This window comes from Lacisediminihabitans profunda, from assembly GCF_008040105.1.
Lineage (GTDB): Bacteria > Actinomycetota > Actinomycetes > Actinomycetales > Microbacteriaceae > Lacisediminihabitans > Lacisediminihabitans profunda.
The window spans coordinates 70,568-88,900 of sequence record NZ_VRMG01000007.1; the positions used below are offsets into that span (position 1 = coordinate 70,568).

Sequence of the window (18,333 nt, forward strand, 5' to 3'; positions counted from 1 at the left end):
TTGTGCACCACACGCGAACCTCACGGTTGAGAGATCCTGAGTGGTATGCCGTGGGGGCTGTTCCCTCGGGAACAAACCCAGCTGTGTGCCGAAGGCGAAACGCCCGAGGTGACACGCCAGAACTTCGGCGGGCACGGCTCAAGCGCACGACAGAGCGCACACCTCGTAAATACTAGCCCGGCGGGCGGTCCCGGTCAAATGATCGTGGGCGAGTTCGCGCTGGGCGCACGCACTTCTGCCGGGGGCTGCCCTTCCCGGGCAAAAGTCCCATCCGGCCACCCTCGAAAACGCAGGAGAATCGGCCGGTGGCGCGCTCTCACCGGCCGGAAAGAGGGCAATGGCGACAATTGTCCTGCGTTTTCAGTCTGGGCGGACGTGCTCAGTCGCGTTCCTCGCGGTCACGGTCGTCGCGGTCCTCCCACGGCCAGCGCGGGGTTCGGCTGGCCCCGCCGCTCTGCCGGTAGGACATGAGGATGAGATAGAGCAGCGCGACGAGCGCCGCCAGCAGGCCGACGGCCGCCGCGAACGGGCCGATCGCGTTCGCGGCAAGGAACAGGATGCCGCGCAGCGGCCGACCCGACCCGAGCGCGTAGATGATGGCACCGGACAGGAGAAAGGCGAGGTAGACCACCGCGCCGATCACCATCGCCCGGGCGACGCCGATCCCCCGCCGCCGGGGACTCGTGGCGGCCGCGACGAGTTGCGCGAAGAGCGCCGCCGTCGCGACCACGAACATGATGGGCGCCACGAGCGGGCCGGCATCCGTCTCGGTGAGCACCTCGCGGTCGGCGAAGAGACTGATCAGGCCGCTCGCGGCGATCGCGAGCGCCGCGAACAGCACGCTCGCGAAGATCGCGACGATGCTCGCGTACCGACGGTCTACTGCCATGCCAGTGGTCTAGACGTAGTCGCGCGTGCCATTCGCTGCGTCGTACTCCGCGCGTCGCTCGGCCGACTCGCGCTCGAAGGTCGCACGCGACTCGACGTTGCGCACCTTCACGCGGCGTCCGCGGGCGCTGATGCCCGCTCCCGCCCAGAGCGTGACCTCGCGAGCGAGCAGCGCCGCGGCGATCACGAGCGGGTTGGTCAGTGCCTGGCCGAAGAGGCGGGTCGCACCGGACGGCGTCTCCAGCACGATTCCGCCCACCAACAGGCCGGTGCCGACCGTGCCGAAGTAGACGAGGAGCCCCACGAAGAGGCTGCCCAGGATGTAGGCCCACCAGTTGGCGCGGTTGGCGAGGAGCGCCAGGATGATGAACCCGAGCAGGAAAAACAGCGCGGGCACGTAGAACTCGATCGCGCCGAGGAAGTTGAACGACGACACACCGGTGCGCGCGGTCTCGATGAGCGCGACGATGAGCGCGTACAGCGCGGCGAAAATGATGGTGGACAGCAGCCCGATGAGCACGCCGAAGCCGCGGTTGCCCTTCTTGCGCGGCTCGACCGGGGCGGTCACGTAGATGGTCTGCGCCGGCGGCGTCCCGACGACCGTGGTCGGCTCTGGGGAGACCTCTGTGACGGGCTCCGCGGCGACGGGCTCGGCGAGAACCTCCGCGGGCACCTCGCTCACGTGGCTCGTGGCGCGCACGGGCTCCACGAGCGGCTCGGGCTGCGGGTCGATCGCGTCTTCCTCCACGACATCCTCTTCCGGAACGACGATTTCGTCGTTCGGTGCAGCGACGTGCCGGTTTTCAACGCCCTCGGGCGCCGGTGTCTCGTTGCTCATGGTGTCGCTCCTTACGGGCCCCTAGGCCATCCCTAACGGTCAGGTCAGCCTAGCAATGCCCGTGCTATTTGGTGCCCGCCGTGCTGGTTCCCTGCGCGAGAAGCACGTAGACGAGTCCCTTAACGGTCGCTTCCACCCCCTGAGCGGTTTTGGTCGACGGAGGCGCAGTCGTCAGGTTCGTGACGAGGAAGAGCCGCTGGCCGGTCTGCAGGCCTTTGACGAAGTTGAGTACGTTCGAATACGGCCCGCTGATCGCCACATCGATCGGAATCGCGATGAAATTCGCCGCGGTGATCTTCGGGTTCGTGACGAGCGCCGGCGCCTCGGGAGCCACCGGACCGACGACCACGGGGGCAGCGCTCGCCGAGGGAGACGGCGTCGGGCTCGGCGTCGCTCCGGGAGCCGGAGCCACGACTGTCACGGGCGGCGTGTACGCCTTCGCGTCGGACACGGTAATCGTCTTCACCGCCACTCCATATTGGCTCGACAGCGAGTCGATTTCGGTCACAAACGTCGACAGTTGCGCGCTCGACGGAACCGACTTTCGCAGGGAAGTCACCTTCTTCGTCAGTTCGCCCATTCCCTTGAAGTCGCTCTTCAGCGCGACGAGCTGGCGCTCGCTCGCGGCGTTCTGCGACTTCACTGTCGTGAGGTTTTGACTCGCGGCGCTCGCGGCGTTCAGCTGGGGTTGGATTCCGAGAAACCAGCCCGCCACCACGACGACGAGCATCACGGCGACCGTTCCGATGATCCAGAGTCTGTTCCTGTCCACGTCACTTCCCCTTCGCTGCAAAGCGCTTTGTGAAGGCGGCCTCGCTGATGTGCATCGTGATGTTGACGGTGTAGGCCCCCGCGTCGCCCTCGCGAGTGACGTTCCCGGGGGAGGCATCCGTGTACCCCGGAAGCGTGGTGAGCGAGTCCAACCAGGCGGGGACCTCGGGCAGGGTCTCGCTTGTGGCGACGAAACTCAGCGTCGCGACGCGAGAACCCTGCAGTGGAACCGCCGACTGAGTGAAGGACTGCAGCGGTGTACCCGCCTCGATCGTCACCGACGTCAGCGTCACGTTCGCCGGTAGGGTCGCCTGCACCTGGTTGAGATACGCCTGCCAGTCGATCTCGGTCGAGGTACCCACCTCCTGGGCCGCCTGCACCATTCCCACCTCATCCTGCACGGCTCGCACCTTGATGTACTTGCTCTGTTGCGCCAGAAGGGTCGACGTCGTCTGTTGTTCCGAGGCGAGGCTTAAATTCACCTGGAAGGCTTGGAGGGCGGCAAGACCCGTGCCCAAGATCACCAGAACCACCAGCACCGCGGTGGCCGCCCAGAGGCGGTGACGCGTCGCGAGGGCCTTGCGTTGCTGCCGGAGTTCCGGCGGCAACAGGTCTGCCCGGGCCTCCCCGCCGACTTCGAGCGCCTGGGACTTCGCCGTGCCGCTCATGCCATACCTCCCAGCGCGAGTCCGAGCGCGACGGTCAGCGAGGCGCCACTCTGATGCAATTCGTCCTTGTTGACAGCGCGGCCCACCGCGATCGTGGCGAACGGGTCGGCCTCGGCGACCGGAAGCTTCGTCATTTCGGCCAGCGCTTGCGGGAACCCGACGAGTTGCGCGCCCCCGCCAGTGAGCAGGATCGTGCTGATCGGTTCCTGGGGACGAAGATTCATGAAGTAGTTGATCGTGTTTCTGAGGCTTCCCAGCAGTTCGCCGGTCACCTCGTAGATGATCTCGACCGCGCTGCGCTCCTGTACTGTCGCGACCTGGGCAGCGAGGCCGAGTCTCCGTTTCAGGTCTTCGGCCTCGGCAGCATCGATCTCCAGCCTGACACTGAGCGCCTGCGTCAGGTCGTTCCCGCCTGCCGGAATGATGCGTACGAACTGGGGCACGCCGTCGACGGCGATCACGACACTGGCCGCGTTGGCGCCCACGTCGATCAACACGATTGTGCCCTTCAACTTCGGGCGCGTGATGAGTACACGGCTCAGCGCGAAGGGAATGAGGTCGACATCCAGCGGGTTGAGGCCGGCCTGCTGCACGGCCCTGACGTTTCCGAGCACGGCATCTTTGATGGCGGCGATAAGCAGACCGTGCGCGACGGGACCGCTCTCGGTCATCGACTCTGAGATGGGGTAGAAGTCGAGCAGCGCGTCGGCAACGGGCACGGGGAGCATGTCCTGCACCTGGAACGGAAGGGCCTCTCGAATGTGCGCGAGCGAGGCCTTGGGAACCGTGAGGTCACGCGCGAGCACGCGCTGGTTGCCCATGCCGAGCACCACGTTCTTACTCTTGAACCCGCCGGTCGACCAGATCCGCCTGATGACGGCGCCGACGGTGTGCGGTTCGATCACCTCGCCGCGGCTCACGGCCCCCTCTGGCAAAGGGATCTCGAGGAAACGGACGAGGGTCGGCTTCGACTTCGACGTGCTCACCTCGACGGCACGCACCGACGTGCTTCCGATGTCCACCCCAACTACGCTGCTTGCCATTTTTGCCCCATGTTCCCCCGCCCGCTGCTGCGGGCTACGCCAATCCGAATAATGCCAGATAACCGAGCGATATCGGCGCACCTACGAGCGCGCCGAGCCAAGCTCCGGCGAGCATCCACGGCCCGAACGGAATCCCGGTCTTGCGATTCGCTCGACGGAAGATCACGAGGCCCAGTGCGAACACACCCCCGATGATGAATGCGCCGAACGCGCCGACGACCAGCTGGCCCCAGCCGAGGTAGCCGAGGAAGAGCCCGAGCACCCCGGCAAGCTTGACATCGCCGAGCCCCATTCCGCCCGGGTAGGCGAACGCCATGGCCGCGTAGGCCAAGAAGAGGGCCGCCGACCCGATGGCGGCGCGAATGAGGGCACCGACGTCGGACCCCAGAACGGCCGCGGCACCCAGCAAGACGACGCCGACCAGGAAGCTCGGCAGCACGATGCGATTGGGCAGGGTGTGGGTGTCGATATCGATGAGGGCGAGCGCCACGCTCACTGCCGCGAGGTAGAGAAAGGCGGCGAACGCGAGGCCGGCGGCGACGGCGGCCGCCGTGCCCACGGACCCGCTGGCAGCGACGTTCGGCCAGAACCAGAGCGCGACGACGGTGAAGAACACCGCAGTGCCCGCCTCGACGAGCGGGTAACGCGCCGAAATGGGCGATTGACAGTCGCGGCACTTGCCGCGCAGCACCAGCCACGAGATGACGGGCATGTTGTCGTAGCCACGGATGGGCGCGGAGCAGTGCGGGCACGCGCTCGGCGGCGACACGATGGAGAGCCTGAGCGGAACTCGATACGCCACCACGTTGAGGAAGGACCCGATGAGTGCGCCGAAGACGCCGACGAAAACTGCCACGCTAACCTGCAAGGGTCCGAATTAACATGCGCGATCCCACGGTGGCGATCGGCGGGGTGGGCGTCTCCCCGGCGTTGGTCCCCTTGAAGAAGTCCACCCCAGGAATTCCGATCGGGACATAGTCCAGCGTGAAGGCATTGGCGGTCTTGGTGGAACTCGAATAGATCTGGCCGCGCCAGACATCGGCCGAGTTGGTGATCGGGCAGGGCGAGTAGATCAGGGCGGCGACGTGGGCGCCGATGTCGACGTTGTTGGTCATCGTGAAGGCGCCGCCGCTGGGGCAGTCCGGCACGTGGTTGTTGGTGACGCCGCGGTCCGGAATGATGAACCACAGCTTGTGATCGACCGCCGGGTCGGACGATTCGAAGTCGTTGCCACCGAGCTTGAACGAATTGCCGATGATGACGAGATCGCTCTTCATGCTCTGCACCGAGCTCAGGGCTGTGAAGTCGAGCGCGCAGGAGACGGCGTTGAGCACGTGTGGCGTCGGGGACGCGAGCAGCGTGGTGATGGCGGTCGTGAAGCCTGACCCGCTGCAGCTGCTGCCCGAGATGGTCGTTTCTGTGAATCCCGGCCAGTCGGTGATCGCGTACGGGTAGTCCACCCATCCCGGCACATAGGGCACCGTCGGAGCCACCATGCCGGTCTGGTTCTGGGTGATGGTGCCGGTGACGGCACCGCCGTTCGAGACTGTTCCGGCGACGACCACGGAGCCGCCAACGGTCGCGCCGTTGGAGATCACTGAGCCGCCTCCGGTGGGTCCCGCGACGATGCCCCCTCCGATTGCCCCCTGGATCTTGACGGGCCCCGCGGCGAAGACGCTTCCGTCGACGATTGCAGAGTTGCTGAGCGAGACCGACGGATACGTTCCTGTCGACGCGCTCACGTTGCCGTTGACCCGCGAGTTTTGCAGGCTGATCGTGCCCGAGGCGTACAGGTCACCGTTGATGATGCATCCGCTCGCCAGGGACGCCCCGCCAGACCCGAGGATGACGTTTCCCTTGATTGTGGAGCCCGAGGTGCAGGCGACGCTTCCCGACAGGTATTGGATCGTCGGCAGGATATTTCCCGCCTGAGTGAGCGTGAGGTTGTTCACCGTCGAGTCGGTCTGCGAGAAGGAGTAGATCGACGCCCCGGTCGCGGTCAGCCAGGGCGGTGCGGTGAGCGTGTACTGGTAGATCGCCTCGACCTGGCGGGTGTTTCCGGAGGAGTTGCCCGCGACTCCGGGTGAAGTCGCCGTTCCCGTGGCGACGAGCTTCAATCGCTGCACCGCGGTGGTGGTCGGGCACCCGCTCACCCAGGAGGTGTCGATGTCACCGGGAGAGGTTACGAGGGTCGAGTAAGAGACAGCCACGCTGAAGACTGGTTCAGTCGTGCTCGAGTATTGGGGCTGGCAGACCGCTGCTGGGAGCCCGAGGCTGGCCGCCGCGAAGTCGACTCCGGCCTCCGCTGCCGCCTGCGCCTGCACTCCCGACCGCATGGAGGTGCTGTAGCCCACCGCGTAGAGGGAGGTCGAGGTCACGGTCACGGCGATGATCGCGGCCACCGCCGTCAGCCCTATTGCCGCAAGCAGCGCGGCCCCGCGTTCCTCGTTCGCTACCTCGCGGAATCTATCGGCTAGAAACATGGTGAACTCACCGTCGGTGTTTGAGGGGTGTAGGTGGTGGTCGTGATCTTGACGTAGGGGTGGGAATCGGCCGCAACATTGAAGGTGAGGTCTACGCGCGAGCCGGCAGGGGCAGTGAAGACATTCCCGGTGACGGCGATGGGGCTTACCCCGACGCCGAGAAGCGTCCAGACTCCCTGCGGCCCGCCGCTCGGCAGGGTGATCACCGAGGCGGGCGTCGTTCGCTTCGTATACACGGCGCCGCCGTTTGCGGGGGTGTAATACCATGCCTGGCAGGACGAGGCAGTGGAAGCCGGGTCGCTTCCAATGACGCGGGCGATTAGAAGTTGCGTGCCAGTCGTCGTGTTGCTGATCACGGTGACGGCGGACGCATTGCGGACGCCCGACTGTACCGACCTGACGATCTGTTGCGCCACCGTTGCGGCGCTCGTCACGCTCTTCACCGTCTGCTGGGTCGACAGCCCGCTCACGAGCACTCCGCCGGCGATAAGGAGCACGACGAGGGAGAGCAGCATTGAAATGATCAGCTCGACAAGCGTGAACCCGGCGTCCCCGCCTCCACTGGCACCCCGCTTCTGCGTCATGGCGCCGTCACCAGAATCAGGGTTGTCGCGGAAGCGGTGGCGGCGGGGTAGCCCGGCTGGGTCACCGACACACGCACTTTCACGACGCCTGGGTAAATCAACGGGCACGTGATTGCGGTCCAGACCGGCTGCAGGGTGACCCCCCGGGGGTCAACCACTGGCGCTGGGGTAATCGCAATGAAGCCCGCGATATCTGAGCACTTCGTTGCGGTCGACGACTGTGTGCTCACCGCACGAGCTGACTCGATCTGCTGGCTGACAATCTGCGTGGCGGTGGCGATCGTCGTATTCCGGGCACTGAGCTTGATTGTGTTGACGAGCACCGGAGCGAAGGAAAGGAGAAGAAGGGCCAGGAGCAGCATTGCGACGACAATCTCGATGATTCCCACGCCCTGCTCATTACCACCGTCAACATCGCGGAGACTTCGGGTCTCTCTCATGGCTCCCCTTGCTCAAGCTCGAGTGGCGAAGATTTGCCTGTCGCCGTGGCCTGCGACTCGAGTAGCTGCGAGGCTGCCCGAGTCGCAGGACGGTGACTATTACGGGATCAAGACCCCGGCGGCCGTGCAGCCGGCCGTCGCACTGGATACGACGCCCGAGAGGTCGCTTGCGGCAACCAGCGTCCCGGTCACACTCTTGGCGGAAACGCAGAAGGCCCCGGCGGCGCCCACCGTGAGGACCGGGATGGAACCGGGCGCTGCGTAGTTGCCGGTAGCCGCCGGAGCGACGTAACCATACTTGGGCAGCAGGTTGGCGGCCGTCAGGTCGGTAGGAATCGTGCCGTTGTTGTCCGTCGCAGAAGCCACGACTGCGGTCTTCGCGTTCGAGACGTCCGACTTCACGGCGCTGTCCTTGGCGTTGTTCTGGATGCCCAGGTACACCGGGATGGCGATCGCCGCGAGAATGCCGATGATGATGACGACGACGAGAAGCTCGATCAGGGTAAAGCCCTGGCTCTCGCCCTCGCGCAGTGCCTTCAGACGTGCGTCCAATGCACGGTTAATACGAGTGTTCATGAAACCGCCCCTTTCGGGAGAAAGATGGATGGATGTATGTCAACAAGGTGGATCGGGTTGAATTGGGCTTGGGCGGTCAAGTGCACCGTCCCAAGCCCAAGACGTGGTTATTACGGGATCAAGACCCCGGCGGCCGTGCAGCCGGCCGTCGCACTGGATACGACGCCCGAGAGGTCGCTTGCGGCAACCAGCGTCCCGGTCACACTCTTGGCGGAAACGCAGAAGGCCCCCGAGGCACCGACCGTGATGACGGGGATGGAACCGGGCGCTGCGTAGTTGCCGGTAGCCGCCGGAGCGACGTAACCATACTTGGGCAGCAGGGCGGCGGCCGTCAGGGCGGCAGGAATCGTGCCGTTGTTGTCCGTCGCAGAAGCCACGACTGCGGTCTTCGCGTTCGAGACGTCCGACTTCACGGCGCTGTCCTTGGCGTTGTTCTGGATGCCCAGGTACACCGGGATGGCGATCGCCGCGAGAATGCCGATAATGATGACGACGACGAGAAGCTCGATCAGGGTAAAGCCCTCATCGTTCTTGCGCAGCGCCAGGCGTGCGTTGAGGGCACGATTGATGCGAGTAATCATGTGATTTGTCCTTTTCTATCGGGAATGGTTGATTCGGGATAGAAGGTCGGCTTCTCATCCCCCCAGTAGCGATGGTATTGATTGTGCTGGCGATAGACACACCCCCGATGAGGGGGATATATCGCTTTTTGCGCCCCCAGTTGGAGGCACGTAGAAGCGGCCGTTAGCAGCCTGCCGGAGCGACATTTTCGGCGCCGACCCCGAGCACGTCGGTCGCATAGAACTTGTTGCCGGTCGAGCTCGTCGCTACGAGGCAGAATGACGTACCCGTGGAGGGGGCCAGCGATGTGCTCCAATCGACCGTGGTCGAGGTGTAGCCATAACGCCCCAACGTCGCCCCGTCGATTGCGGTCGGGAATGCACGCTTGTCCGTCTCGTAACCGATGACCGCGGTCTTCGCTCCGGCTAGATCGGACTTGGCAGCACTGTCTCTGGCGTTCCCTTGAAGACTCATGTACACCGGCAGGGCAACGGCAGCGAGAATGCCGATGATCAGGACGACAACAAGAAGCTCAATCAGGGTGAACCCCTGGCTTCCCTCCCGGAGAGTCCTGCGTCGCGCAGCAGGCGCGCATTTCAGACAGGACATCGTGAATTCTCCTACTTGATCAGCGTCGCGATGTTGAAGATCGGCAGGTAGAGCGCCACGATCATGCCACCGACCACCACGCCGAGAAAGGCCACCATGAGGGGCTCGATCATGGCGGTGAGCTGCTCGGTGGCCGCCTCCACCTCCTGGTCGTAGAAGTCGGCGATCTTGTCGAGCATCATCTCGAGCGAGCCGGCGTCCTCGCCCACCGCGATCATCTGGGTGACCATGGCCGGAAACACCGGCTGCTCGGCGAGCGGCGCGGCGATGGAGCGACCCTGACGCACCGACTCGGCGACCTCCCTGAGTGACGACTCGATCACCCAGTTGCCGGAGGTCTCCCCCACGATGTTGAGCGCTTGGAGGATGGGAACGCCGGCGCTGATCATGTTCGAGAAGTTACGACTGAATCGTGCCACCGCGATCTTCTTCAGAAGTGGTCCGAACACCGGTAGCTTGAGTTTGATCGGGTCGAGAACCTTACGCACTCGTTCGGTGTTCTTGTTGCGCGGCCACCAGATGGCGAAGGCGATGCCGCTCACCGCGAGGATCGGGATGACGTAGACCATCGATTGCGACAGGTAGACGAGCATCATCGTGGGGAGTGGCAGCTTGCCTCCCAGGCTCTCGAACATCGTCTTGAAGACTGGAACGATGAACACGAGCATCGCGATGACCGCGAGGATCGCCATGATCAAAACGATCACGGGATAGGTCATCGCCGACTTGATGGTGCCGCGGAGCTTGACCTCCTTCTCGAAGTTTGTCGCAATCGACCCGAGTGCGCCCTCGAGAAAGCCGCCGGTCTCGCCCGCGCGGATCATGTTGACCATGAGCGGCGGGAAGGCATCGCTGTGCCGGGCGAACGCGTCGGAGGTGGAGATGCCCGTCTGCACGTCGTCTCGCACCCTCTCCAGGATCTTCGTGAGCGGCTTGCTCTCGGTCTGCTCGGCGAGGATCGTGAGCGTGCGCAATAGGGACAGACCCGACCCGATCATGGTCGCCATCTGACGGGACATGATCGCGAGGTCCTTCAAAGTGACCTGTTTGGTGAAGCCGGGAATCACGATGTCACGCTGAAGACCGGTGCCCCCCGCCGACTCCGTGATGGTGACCGGCGACACCCCCATCCCGCGAAGCCGCGACGCGACCGCGGCCTCGTTCGGCGCATCCAGCCGTCCCTTGACGAGCTTTCCCGCGGTGTTGCGGCCGGTGTAGGCAAAGGCCTGTGCGTTCGACATCAGCGAGCCTCCCCTGAGAATGAGTCGCCGAAGTCGATGCCGCCGGACGCGAGCGCGCGGCCCGACGCTTCGGTGGGTGACTCGACGCGCTGGATGAGCCGGTTGATGCCGTCTCGGTCGTGGGCCTTCTCCAGCGCCGCCTGATGGGTGATGATGCCGGAGTTCACCAGATCGGCAAGGTGCTGGTCCATCGTGTGCATTCCGAGTTCGCGTCCCGCCTGCATGGCCGACGGGATCTGGTAGGTCTTGCCCTCGCGGATGAGGTTGGCGATGGCCGGCGTGGCCATCATCACCTCCGTGGCGACCGCCCGACCGGATCCGGATGCGCGCTTGACGAGCGTCTGGCAGACGACCCCGTTGAGGGTCGCGGCAAGCTGAGCCCGCACCTGCCCCTGCTGGTGGGGCGGGAAGACGTCGATCACGCGGTCGATGGTCTGCGACGCGTCCTGGGTGTGCAGGGTCGCGAACACGAGGTGGCCGGTCTCCGCGGCGGTGAGCGCCACCGAGATGGTCTCGAGGTCGCGGAGCTCGCCGATGAGGATCACGTCGGGGTCCTGCCGCAGCACGTGCTTGAGGGCGTTCGCGAAGCTGTGGGTGTCCGACCCGACCTCGCGCTGGTTGATCACCGACTTCTGGTGCTTGTGCATGAACTCGATGGGGTCTTCGACGGTGACGATGTGGTCGGCCCGGTTGCGGTTGACCAGATCGATGAGCGCCGCGAGGGTCGTCGACTTGCCAGAACCCGTGGGGCCGGTGACGAGCACGAGCCCACGAGCCAGATCCGCGAACCTCGAGACGACCTCGGGGATGCCGAGCTCCTTGAGGGACTTGACGACCGTGGGGATGAGGCGGAAGGCGGCGCCGATGGCCCCGCGCTGCTGGTAGACGTTGACCCGGAATCGTGCGTTGGCCGAGATCGTGTACGCGAGGTCGAGCTCGAGTTCCGTCTCGAACTTCTCCTGTTGCTGCGGGGTCAGGAGCGTCATGATCGCGTTGGCGACTCGCTCGCGGCCCCAGACGGGCGCGTCTTCGATGGGCCGCAGCCCACCGTCGATCCTGATCATGGGCGGGGCGTTGCTCGTGAGATGGAGGTCGGACGCACCCAGAAGCACGACCTGCTGCAGCGCATAGACCAGGTCGGGATCCGCGTTCTCGCGGGGAGCGTGCGAGCTGCTGCCCCCCGGCGAATAGTCCTCGGGGGGCGCGGTGTACTCGGGCGGCGGCAGCTGGGCGAGCACCTCCTCGGCAAGCGATTCCAGCGTGTCGGCCGGCGAGATGTAGGGCGGAAGCGTCGGAGGCGTGTAGGCGCGAGCCTCGGGTGCGGGCGGCGGAAAGGCCTGGCTCGGCGGCGGGTAGGTCGCGGCAGCGGGCGGCGGGTAGGTCACCGGCGCGGGCGGCGCGTAAGCGTGCGCCGGGGGCTGCTGCGGGGGGGCGGATGCCGACTGGGGCTCCGTGAGGCGGAACGAGTGAGCCCCCGGCGGCGGGTAGTCGACCGGCGATGACTTCGGCGGCACGATCGGCTCGCCGCCCGGGCCGATCACCGGAATCTCGTAGATAGGCTTGTCCACCCTGTTCTCCCCCTCGGTACTCACTTCGTTGACCGTCGTCTCGCCACTAGGCCACGACGCGCAGGATCTCTTCGATGGACGTGAGCCCCATCTGCGCCTTGGCCCAGCCGTCCTGGCGCAGAGTGAGCATTCCCTCGGCCATCGCGACCTTCTTGATCTCCGCGCTCGACGCGCGTCTCACCGCGAGGCGTTCGATTTCCTCGCTCACGGCCATGATCTCGTGGATGGCGATCCGGCCGCGGTAGCCGGTGTTGGAACAGACCTGGCAGCCGATCGGCTGGTAGAGCAGCGGGACCGGCTGGTCCGGGTCGATCCAGAACCCGAGGGCCGCGATCTCCGTCGCCACCGGCGTGTACGACTCCTTGCAGCGATCGCAGAGTCGGCGGGCGAGTCGCTGGGCCACTACGGAATCGAGCGCCGAGCCGACGAGGAACGGTTCGATGTCCATCTCGGTCAGTCGCGTGACGGCGCTCGGGGCGTCGTTCGTGTGCAGGGTCGACAGCACGAGGTGGCCGGTCAGCGAGGCCTCGATCGCGATCTGCGCGGTCTCGTGGTCTCGGATCTCGCCGAGAAGCACCACATCCGGGTCCGATCGCAGAATGGAGCGCAGGGCGCTCGCGAACGTGAGGCCGGCCTTCGGGTTCACCTGAACCTGGTTGATGCCGGCCATCCGGTACTCCACCGGGTCCTCGACGGTGATCACATTGATCTCGGGCTTCGCCACGGTGTTGAGCGTCGTGTAGAGCGTCGTCGACTTGCCAGAACCGGTCGGACCGGTGACGAGGATCATTCCGTAGGGCTTGGTGTAGGACTTCTTGTAGACGTCGAAGTTGTGCTGCAACAGCCCGAGGTCGTCGAGGTTCAGGCTCGAACTCGAGTTGTCGAGGATTCGCATGACCACCTTCTCGCCCCACACGGTGGGGAGGGTGGCAACCCGGAGGTCCACCTTGCGGCCACCGTGGATCACCGAGAGCCGGCCGTCCTGCGGCTTGCGTCGCTCGGCGATGTCGATGTCGCTCATGATCTTGAGGCGGGAGGTCACGCCGTTTTGGATCTGCTTCGGCGCGCGCTGCATCTCGTGCAGCACCCCGTCGATGCGGTAGCGCACCCGAACCTCGTGTTCGCCCGGCTCGATGTGGATGTCCGACGCTCGGTCCTGGATGGCCTGGCTGATGAGCAGGTTGACGAATCGCACGATCGGCGCGTCGTCTTCGAGGGCCTCGTTGGTCACCTGCACCATCTCGGCGGATGGCCTGTTCTCCTCCTCCAGCACCGACTGGAGGTCGCTCAGTTCGCCGTCGGCCCGCAGCAGCCGGTTCATGGCGTTGCGCAGGTCCTGGCGTTCGGCGACCACGGCGGAGACCCGCATGCGCGTCGCGGCCCTGATGTCATCGAGGGCGAAGACGTCGCCCGGGTCGGCCATCGCCACGACTATCGAGTCGCCCTGGAGCGTGAGCGGCAAGATATCGTGACGCCGGCAGAGGGCGGCGGAGACCATCGCCACCGCGGTGCGATCGATCGGGTAGTCGACGAGTTCGACGAACGGCAGCCCTGCATGGGCCGCCCGGGCCGACGCCACCTGAACGTCGGTGAGCACGCCCTGGCTGATCAGCTCTGAGATTTGGAGATCATCCCGCGCCTGATCGCCGCTGATCGCGTCGAGGCTCTCGATGGGCATGAGGCCGCGGATGATCAGAATTTCTGCAACTGAGGACATTCCCGCGCCCTTCCCAATCTGCTGGACGGGATATCAAACGACAACCGTTTCCCCCGGAAGGTCAACGCTATCCGGGTGTCGCTGGCCCGAACAGTCCCGCGATAGGGGGGCAGCAGTGCGCCGGGCCGCGTCCGGAGAGGCGTCCATCCTGTCCTAGCCCGCGCATCCGGGCACCCTGTTTCGCCGGCTCATCAGGGCGCCCTCACCAGCTCGCGGCGGGAATACCGCATCGCGGAGGGAGTCCCGCCCCCCTCCGCCACGCAGTTTCCCCGCCGCGCGGCGCCGCAACTCCCTCCGCGAGGCTGCGGCCGCGAGGAAACGCGACGGGGAGGGATGCCGGGGCCGTTAACCACGGATGGCCCCCCACCGAGGTGAGGGGCCATCCGCGTTGCTACTTAGTTGTACGTTCCCGGCGTGTAGTCGTCCGACGAGAAGCTGTCGAAGTCGACGAACGAGAGGTCCGCTTCGCTGAACGTCGAATCATCCGTGAAGATGCGGTTCGGGTAGCGCTCGGCCTTCGCCTCTTCAGTCGCCTCGACGGAGACGTTGCGGTACTTCGGCAGGCCGGTCCCGGCGGGGATCAGCTTTCCGATGATCACGTTCTCCTTCAGGCCCATCAGCGGGTCGGACTTGCCCTCCATGGCGGCCTGCGTGAGAACACGCGTGGTCTCCTGGAACGACGCGGCCGACAGCCACGACTCGGTCGCGAGGGATGCCTTGGTGATACCCATGACCTCCTGGCGAGCGGATGCGGTCTTCTTGCCCTCGGTGAGCGCGGAGCGGTTGAGCTCGTTGTACTTCAGGCGGTCGACGAGCTCACCCGGCAGCAGCCCGGTGTCGCCGTGGTCGACCACGGTGACCTTGCGGAGCATCTGGCGAACGATGACCTCGATGTGCTTGTCGTGAATCGGCACACCCTGCGAGCGGTAGACGCCCTGCACACCACTGACGAGGTGGATCTGCACGGCGCGCACGCCGCGGACTCGAAGAACTTCCTTCGGGTCGATCGCACCGACGTGCAGCTGCTGGCCGAGGACGACGTTCTGGCCGTCCTCCACGAGCAGGGTCGCGCGCTTGAGCACCGGGTAGGCGATCGGCTCGTCACCGTTGTCGGGGGTCAGGATGAGCTTGCGGCTGCGATCCGTGTCCTCGATGGTGATCTTTCCGGCGGCCTCGGCGATCGGGGACGCACCCTTGGGGGTGCGAGCCTCGAAGAGCTCGGTGACGCGGGGCAGACCCTGGGTGATGTCGTCAGCGGACGCGACTCCACCGGTGTGGAAGGTACGCATCGTGAGCTGAGTACCGGGCTCGCCGATCGACTGGGCCGCGATGATGCCGACGGCCTCGCCGATGTCCACGAGCTTGCCGGTCGCGAGCGAGCGGCCGTAGCAGGCAGCACACACACCGACGGCGGACTCACAGGTGAGCACCGAGCGCACCTTGGCCTGGGTGATTCCGTTGTCGATGAGCTCCTGGATGAGCACATCTCCGACGTCGTCTCCGGCCTTGGCGATGACCTTGCCCTTGGCGTCGACCGCGTCCTCGGCGAGGCTGCGGGCGTAGAGCGAGTTCTCGACGTTGGGGTCGCGAATCAGCACGCCATCGGCACCCACGGTCGCGACCACGAGGTCGAGGCCCTTGGACGTGCCGCAGTCGTCCTCGCGGATGATGACATCCTGCGAGACGTCCACGAGACGACGGGTGAGGTATCCGGAGTCTGCCGTGCGGAGCGCGGTGTCGGCCAGTCCCTTGCGAGCACCGTGAGTCGCGATGAAGTACTCGGCAACCGAGAGTCCTTCGCGGTAGCTCGAGATGATCGGACGCGGGATGATCTCACCCTTCGGGTTCGACACCAGTCCACGCATACCCGCAATCTGGCGAACCTGCATCCAGTTACCACGGGCACCGGAGGTGACCATGCGGTTGATGTTGTTGTCCTCGGGCATGTTGTCTTCCATCGCCTTGGCGACTTCGGCCGTTGCCTTGTTCCAGATCTCGATGAGCTCCTGGCGACGCTCGGCGTCGGTCGTGAGGCCCTTCTCGAACTGGGTCTGCACCTTGGCGGCCTGCTTCTCGTAGCCCTCGATGATCGCGCGCTTGGTCGGCGGCGTGAGGATGTCGGAGAGCGCGACGGTGACGCCGCTTCGGGTCGCCCAGTGGAATCCGGCGTCCTTGATGCGGTCGAGCGCTGCGGCGACCTCCACCTTCGGGTACCGCTCGGCGAGATCGTTGACGATCGCGGAGAGCTGGCCCTTGTCGGCGACGGCCTCGACGTACGGGTAGTCCGACGGGAGCGTCTCATTGAAGAGCGCGCGACCGAGGGTCGTCTCGACGAGCACGGGCTTGCCAGCCTCGTATCCGGCGGGCACCGCGTCATCGGGGAAGACGACATCCGACAGGCGGATGCGCACCTTCGCGTTGATGTTCAGCGTGTGCTGGTCGAACGCGAGGATCGCCTCGGCCACCGAGGAGAACGCGCGGCCTTCGCCGACGACGTCGCTCTTCAGCGTCGTGAGGTGGTGCAGGCCGATGATCATGTCCTGGGTGGGCAGGGTCACCGGTCGGCCGTCCGACGGCTTGAGGATGTTGTTCGATGCGAGCATCAGGATGCGCGCCTCGGCCTGGGCCTCGACCGACAGCGGAAGGTGCACTGCCATCTGGTCACCGTCGAAGTCGGCGTTGAACGCCGCGCAGACGAGCGGGTGAAGCTGGATGGCCTTGCCCTCCACGAGCTGAGGCTCGAAGGCCTGGATGCCCAGGCGGTGCAGGGTTGGTGCGCGGTTGAGCAGCACCGGGCGCTCGCGGATGATCTCCTCGAGCACGTCCCACACCTGCGGACGCGAACGCTCGACCATGCGCTTGGCGCTCTTGATGTTCTGAGCGTGGCTGAGGTCGATGAGGCGCTTGATCACGAACGGCTTGAACAGCTCGAGTGCCATCTGCTTGGGCAGACCACACTGGTGGAGCTTGAGCTGCGGCCCGACGATGATCACCGAACGGCCGGAGTAGTCGACGCGCTTTCCGAGCAGGTTCTGGCGGAAACGACCCTGCTTGCCCTTGAGCATGTCGCTCAGGGACTTGAGGGCGCGGTTGCCGGTACCCGTGACGGGGCGACCGCGACGACCGTTGTCGAACAGTGCGTCGACGGCCTCCTGCAGCATGCGCTTCTCGTTGTTCACGATGATCTCGGGGGCACCGAGGTCGAGCAGGCGGCGGAGTCGGTTGTTGCGGTTGATCACACGACGGTAGAGGTCGTTGAGGTCGGAGGTCGCGAAGCGTCCACCGTCGAGCTGCACCATCGGGCGCAGCTCCGGCGGGATCACCGGAACGACCTCGAGCACCATCGCGGCCGGCGAGTTGCCGGTCTGGAGGAACGAGTTCACCACGCGCAGGCGCTTGATGGCGCGGATCTTCTTCTGACCCTTGCCGTTCGCGATCTGGTCGTGCAGGTCGTCGCTCTCGGTCGCGAGGTCGAAGGCCTGCAGGCGCTTCTGGATGGCCTCGGCGCCCATGAACGCCTCGAAGTACACGCCGAAACGGTCCTGGAGGTCGTGGAAGACGGAGTCTTCCGGCTTGAGGTCGCCGACCTTGAGGGTGCGGAAGTCTTCCCACACGCGCTCCAGCTGGGCGATCTGCTCGTCGAAGGACTTACGGGCCTGGCCCATCTCCTTCTCGGCGACGTCCTTGGCGCGACGCTTCTGGTCGGCCTTGGCGCCTTCCTCTTCGAGCGCGGCGAGGTCGGTCTCGAGGCGCTGGAGGCGGTCGGCAATGCGGGCATCGCGCTGGGCTTCCAGTTCCTTGATCTCGAGACGGATCTCGTTCTCGAGGCCGGGCATGTCGTCGTGACGACCGGCCTCATCCACCGAGATGACCATGTAGGCGGCGAAGTAGATGACCTTTTCGAGGTCCTTCGGAGCCATGTCGAGGAGGTAACCGAGACGGCTCGGAACACCCTTGAAGTACCAGATGTGAGTGACGGGCGCGGCGAGCTCGATGTGGCCCATGCGCTCGCGGCGGACGGAGGACTTGGTGACCTCTACTCCACAACGCTCACAGACGATGCCTTTGAAGCGCACTCGCTTGTACTTGCCGCACGAGCACTCCCAGTCGCGGGACGGCCCGAAGATCTGCTCTCCGAAGAGGCCGTCCTTCTCTGGCTTGAGTGTGCGGTAGTTGATCGTTTCGGGCTTCTTGACCTCACCGTGCGACCAGCGACGAATGTCGTCGGCGGTGGCGAGACCAATGCGGAGCTCATCAAACGTTGTTACGTCGAGCAATTTATCTCCTGAGTTTCTAACAGGTACAGCTAAAAATGAGTCGATGTCGGCGCGTTGCGCGCGGGGCCG

General features: G+C 65.3%; 16 protein-coding genes. All 16 read right to left on the reverse strand.

Annotated features, from left to right (window positions below; genetic code table 11):
* Window positions 1-379 precede the first annotated feature (379 nt).
* A complete protein-coding gene (locus FVP33_RS09790; RefSeq protein WP_147783484.1) occupies window positions 380-889 on the reverse strand; it encodes a DUF6121 family protein in 510 nt (169 codons plus the stop codon).
* 9 nt (window positions 890-898) lie between these two features.
* Window positions 899-1,726 (reverse strand): ABC transporter permease, encoded by an 828-nt coding sequence (locus FVP33_RS09795; RefSeq protein WP_147783485.1) that lies wholly within the window; start codon window positions 1,724-1,726, stop codon window positions 899-901.
* A 64-nt stretch (window positions 1,727-1,790) separates the two neighbouring features.
* The gene (locus FVP33_RS09800; RefSeq protein ID WP_147783486.1) at window positions 1,791-2,498 is read right to left on the reverse strand and encodes a hypothetical protein; all 708 of its coding nucleotides are present in this window, start codon (window positions 2,496-2,498) and stop codon (window positions 1,791-1,793) included.
* A gap of 1 nt (window position 2,499) precedes the next feature.
* On the reverse strand, window positions 2,500-3,165 hold the full coding sequence (locus tag FVP33_RS09805; RefSeq protein ID WP_147783487.1) for a hypothetical protein: 666 nt from the start codon (window positions 3,163-3,165) through the stop codon (window positions 2,500-2,502).
* Window positions 3,162-4,208 carry a type IV pilus assembly protein PilM gene (gene pilM / locus FVP33_RS09810; protein WP_147783488.1) on the reverse strand — a complete coding sequence of 349 codons (1,047 nt, stop codon included), beginning with the start codon at window positions 4,206-4,208 and terminating at the stop codon, window positions 3,162-3,164. The genes FVP33_RS09805 and pilM overlap by 4 nt, the downstream gene beginning before the upstream one ends.
* A 34-nt stretch (window positions 4,209-4,242) precedes the next feature.
* On the reverse strand, window positions 4,243-5,064 hold the full coding sequence (locus FVP33_RS09815; RefSeq protein WP_246142280.1) for a prepilin peptidase: 822 nt from the start codon (window positions 5,062-5,064) through the stop codon (window positions 4,243-4,245).
* A gap of 1 nt (window position 5,065) precedes the next feature.
* On the reverse strand, window positions 5,066-6,691 hold the full coding sequence (locus tag FVP33_RS09820) for a bactofilin family protein (protein WP_147783490.1): 1,626 nt from the start codon (window positions 6,689-6,691) through the stop codon (window positions 5,066-5,068).
* Window positions 6,682-7,275: a prepilin-type N-terminal cleavage/methylation domain-containing protein gene (locus FVP33_RS09825; protein ID WP_147783491.1), complete on the reverse strand. Its 594-nt coding sequence runs from the start codon at window positions 7,273-7,275 to the stop codon at window positions 6,682-6,684. The genes FVP33_RS09820 and FVP33_RS09825 overlap by 10 nt, the downstream gene beginning before the upstream one ends.
* Complete coding sequence (locus tag FVP33_RS09830) at window positions 7,272-7,664, reverse strand: hypothetical protein (RefSeq protein ID WP_147783492.1); 393 nt, start codon at window positions 7,662-7,664, stop codon at window positions 7,272-7,274. Before FVP33_RS09830 ends, FVP33_RS09825 begins: the two co-directional genes overlap by 4 nt.
* Before the next feature lie 150 nt (window positions 7,665-7,814).
* Window positions 7,815-8,291 (reverse strand): type II secretion system protein, encoded by a 477-nt coding sequence (locus FVP33_RS20095; protein WP_281289380.1) that lies wholly within the window; start codon window positions 8,289-8,291, stop codon window positions 7,815-7,817.
* A gap of 110 nt (window positions 8,292-8,401) precedes the next feature.
* Entirely contained in the window at window positions 8,402-8,872 is a 471-nt protein-coding gene (locus tag FVP33_RS19985) for a type II secretion system protein (RefSeq protein WP_147783493.1), read from the reverse strand.
* A 163-nt stretch (window positions 8,873-9,035) separates the two neighbouring features.
* Window positions 9,036-9,461: a type IV pilin protein gene (locus FVP33_RS09845; RefSeq protein ID WP_147783494.1), complete on the reverse strand. Its 426-nt coding sequence runs from the start codon at window positions 9,459-9,461 to the stop codon at window positions 9,036-9,038.
* Between the two features lie 11 nt (window positions 9,462-9,472).
* Window positions 9,473-10,702, reverse strand: coding sequence for a type II secretion system F family protein (locus FVP33_RS09850; RefSeq protein WP_187270657.1), 1,230 nt, complete (start codon window positions 10,700-10,702; stop codon window positions 9,473-9,475).
* Window positions 10,702-12,270 (reverse strand): type IV pilus twitching motility protein PilT, encoded by a 1,569-nt coding sequence (locus tag FVP33_RS09855; protein ID WP_281289381.1) that lies wholly within the window; start codon window positions 12,268-12,270, stop codon window positions 10,702-10,704. Before FVP33_RS09855 ends, FVP33_RS09850 begins: the two co-directional genes overlap by 1 nt.
* A 46-nt stretch (window positions 12,271-12,316) precedes the next feature.
* Window positions 12,317-13,987, reverse strand: a complete 1,671-nt coding sequence (locus FVP33_RS09860; RefSeq protein ID WP_147783495.1) for a GspE/PulE family protein — start codon at window positions 13,985-13,987, stop codon at window positions 12,317-12,319.
* Window positions 13,988-14,382: 395 nt separating this feature from the next.
* Window positions 14,383-18,264: a DNA-directed RNA polymerase subunit beta' gene (locus tag FVP33_RS09865; protein WP_147783496.1), complete on the reverse strand. Its 3,882-nt coding sequence runs from the start codon at window positions 18,262-18,264 to the stop codon at window positions 14,383-14,385.
* Window positions 18,265-18,333: the final 69 nt, after the last annotated feature.